Consider the following 2,674-nt stretch of genomic DNA (forward strand, 5'->3'; position numbering starts at 1 on the left):
TGCTGGGGCATTCTTTCCAACAGGCGGGCGTGATGGTACGCTTGGCGCTCGTTGAACGCGCCTGACCGCAGGCAGACAGGGGTCCCGGATGCCGGAACATACCAACAAGCAATTTCACAGCGAACTCGAAACCACGCGATCCATGTTTCTGCAGATGGGTGGGCTGGTCGAGTCCATGGTGCTGGACGGCATCCATGCGCTGACCCGGGGCGAACTGCACCTGGTGGACCGGGTCCGCGAACATGAACGGCAGGTCAATCAGTTCGAAGTCGACATCGACGAGCGCATCAGCCAGCTGATCGCTCGCAATCAGCCCACAGCGGGCGATTTGCGCCTGCTGCTGGCCGTCTCCAAGATGCTGACCGACATGGAACGCTGTGGCGACGAGGCCGAAAAGATCGCCAAGGTCGCACGCCGCCTGCACGAATCCAATACATCCTACGAACCCGTGGTCGAACTGCGCCACATGGCCGACGCCGTGGCCAGCATGATCCGTGCCGCCCTGGATGCCTTTGCCCGCGCGGACCCCATTGCTGCCGCCCAGGTCGTGCGCAACGACAAGGATGTGGACAAGGAATGGAAGGCCACCTTGCGCCACATCATCACCTACATGATCGAGGACCCGCGCACGATTTCGCATTCCATCGATCTGATCTTCATTGCCCGGGCGCTGGAACGCATCGGCGATCATGCCAAGAACATGTCCGAGCGTGTGATCTACATGGTGCGCGGCGATGATGTGCGCCACACGGGCGTGACCAATACCGAACGCCTGGCGCGTGGCGAACCGCTGGAACCTCCCGCCGATCCGCCCAGGCAATAAGCCAGGGCGCGGCGGTTTGCTGGGGGATCAGGCTGAAGGCGGCACGTAGCCCTGGGCCTCGACGTCCTGATCGTCGAACAGGAACGCCTGCATCCGTTCCGTCAGGAATTTCCGCGCTTCGGGGTCGGCCAGGCTCAGGTGGTGCTCATTGACCAGGCGCGTCTGGATGTCCAGCCATTTGGCCCAGGCGTCCCTGGAAATCTCGCGCCAGATGCGCACGCCCAGTTCACCTGGATACGGTGGGTAGTCCAGGCCCTGGGCCTCGCGTTTCAGTTTGTGGCATTGGATCATGCGTGCCATGTCGGGTGCCTCTTGTGGCTTGCAATGGGATGCAGGCATTGTATCCCTGCGCATGGGCGGCGGGTTTCAGGGTTGCCCGGCCTGCCAGGCGTCCAGGACCTGATCCAGGCCGATACGCCAGTCGCGCTCCAGCGGCCCGAGCAGGGCTTCCAGCCGAGTGCAGTCCAGACGGCCGTTGGCGGGCCGGGGTTCGGGCGAGGGCCAATCGGCCGCCACGATCGCTTCCACCCGGGGCCGCTGGGCGATCAGGCCACGGGCATGGGCCCGTGCCAGGATTTCCTGCGCGAACTCGTGCCAGCTGACCCACGGTTGACCACCGAAGTGGTATGGGCCGCCCGGCACGCTGCCGGTGGGCTGCAGGGCCAGGGTATGCAGGGCCAGGGCCAGGTGGCCGGCCCAGGTCGGGCCGCCGACCTGGTCGTGGATGACACGCAAGGTGTCGCGCTGCGCGCCCAGGTGCACCATCGTGCGTACAAAATTGCTGCCCCAGGCGCTGAACACCCAGCTCGTGCGCACGATGATCGCGTGCGGGTCGGCAGCCTGGACAGCCTGTTCGCCTGCTTGCTTGCTGCGCCCATAGGTGTTCAGGGGGGCCACTGGGTCGTCTTCCCGGTAGGGGCGATCCAGCCGTCCGTCGAAGACGTAGTCGGTGGACACGTGCAGCAGGCGGGTGCCGCGTGCCGTGCAGGCCTGTGCCAGCAGGCCGGGCGCGTGTGCATTGATTGCATGGGCTCGTGCCGGCTCGGTGGCTGCGCGGTCCACAGCGGTATAGGCGGCGGCGTTGATCAGGCAATCGACCGGATGCGCGTCCAGCCAGGCGGAGATTGCTTTGGCCTGCGTGATATCCAGTTGGGGCCGGCTCAGGAATGCATAATGGGCTTCATGGGGACGCAAGCCGGCCAGCATGCGCAGCGACCGTCCCAATTGGCCGTCGGCGCCGACTACCAGGATGCGTGGTGTCTCAGCCTGCCGCATGGCCCAGGCCCAGGCCCAGTCGCTGGCGCTGGTAGCTGCCGTCCTGCACACGGCGGCACCAGTCGCGGTTTGCCAGGTACCACTGCACGGTCTTGCGCAGGCCGCTGGCAAAGGTTTCCTCTGGCGTCCAGCCCAGTTCGCGGGCGATCTTGCTGGCATCGATGGCATAGCGCAGGTCATGCCCAGGGCGATCGGCCACGTGGGTGATCAGGTCGGCGTAATGCGCCACGCCGGCCGGGTGGCGGGGGGCGAGTTCTTCCAGCAGGTCGCAGATGGCGCGCACGACGTCGATATTGCGCTGTTCGTTGTGGCCGCCGATGTTGTAGGTTTCCCCGGGTACGCCCGATTCGACCACGCGCAGCAGGGCGCGCGCGTGGTCTTCGACATAGAGCCAGTCCCGGACCTGCAGGCCCTGGCCGTAGACGGGCAGGGGTCGGCCTTCCAGGGCGTTCAGGATGACCAGCGGGATCAGTTTTTCCGGAAAGTGGCAGGGGCCGTAGTTGTTCGAGCAGTTGGTCACCAGTACGGGCAGTCCGTAGGTACGGTGCCAGGCCCGCACTAGGTGGTCCGATCCCG

The 2,674-nt window shown here is 65.6% G+C and carries 4 protein-coding genes; 1 reads left to right on the forward strand and 3 read right to left on the reverse strand.

The features are described from left to right. The first annotated feature begins 88 nt into the window (after positions 1-88). Positions 89-823: a phosphate signaling complex protein PhoU gene (gene phoU, locus RBR29_RS11825; RefSeq protein WP_320349504.1), complete on the forward strand. Its 735-nt coding sequence runs from the start codon at positions 89-91 to the stop codon at positions 821-823. Positions 824-850: 27 nt separating this feature from the next. On the opposite strand, the gene RBR29_RS11830 is transcribed toward phoU, so the two are convergent. The 3 genes from RBR29_RS11830 to RBR29_RS11840 all read right to left on the reverse strand — a co-directional run. Continuing rightward, on the reverse strand, positions 851-1,123 hold the full coding sequence (locus tag RBR29_RS11830) for an oxidative damage protection protein (RefSeq protein ID WP_320349505.1): 273 nt from the start codon (positions 1,121-1,123) through the stop codon (positions 851-853). Positions 1,124-1,189: 66 nt separating this feature from the next. After that, positions 1,190-2,098 carry a dTDP-4-dehydrorhamnose reductase gene (rfbD, locus tag RBR29_RS11835; RefSeq protein WP_320349507.1) on the reverse strand — a complete coding sequence of 303 codons (909 nt, stop codon included), beginning with the start codon at positions 2,096-2,098 and terminating at the stop codon, positions 1,190-1,192. Continuing rightward, positions 2,085-2,674: GDP-mannose 4,6-dehydratase (locus RBR29_RS11840; protein ID WP_320349509.1), on the reverse strand; the 590-nt coding region annotated here is incomplete at its 5' end. The genes RBR29_RS11840 and rfbD, both read right to left, overlap by 14 nt.

The organism is Castellaniella sp. (genome assembly GCF_034007085.1).
Lineage (GTDB): Bacteria > Pseudomonadota > Gammaproteobacteria > Burkholderiales > Burkholderiaceae_B > Castellaniella.

What these genes read in the sequence shown, in the direction of transcription:
- phoU (WP_320349504.1), top strand. Translation starts at nt 89, where the DNA reads ATGCCGGAACATACCAACAAGCAATTTCACAGCGAACTCGAAACCACG.
- RBR29_RS11830 (WP_320349505.1), bottom strand. Translation starts at nt 1,123, where the DNA reads ATGGCACGCATGATCCAATGCCACAAACTGAAACGCGAGGCCCAGGGC.
- rfbD (WP_320349507.1), bottom strand. Translation starts at nt 2,098, where the DNA reads ATGCGGCAGGCTGAGACACCACGCATCCTGGTAGTCGGCGCCGACGGC.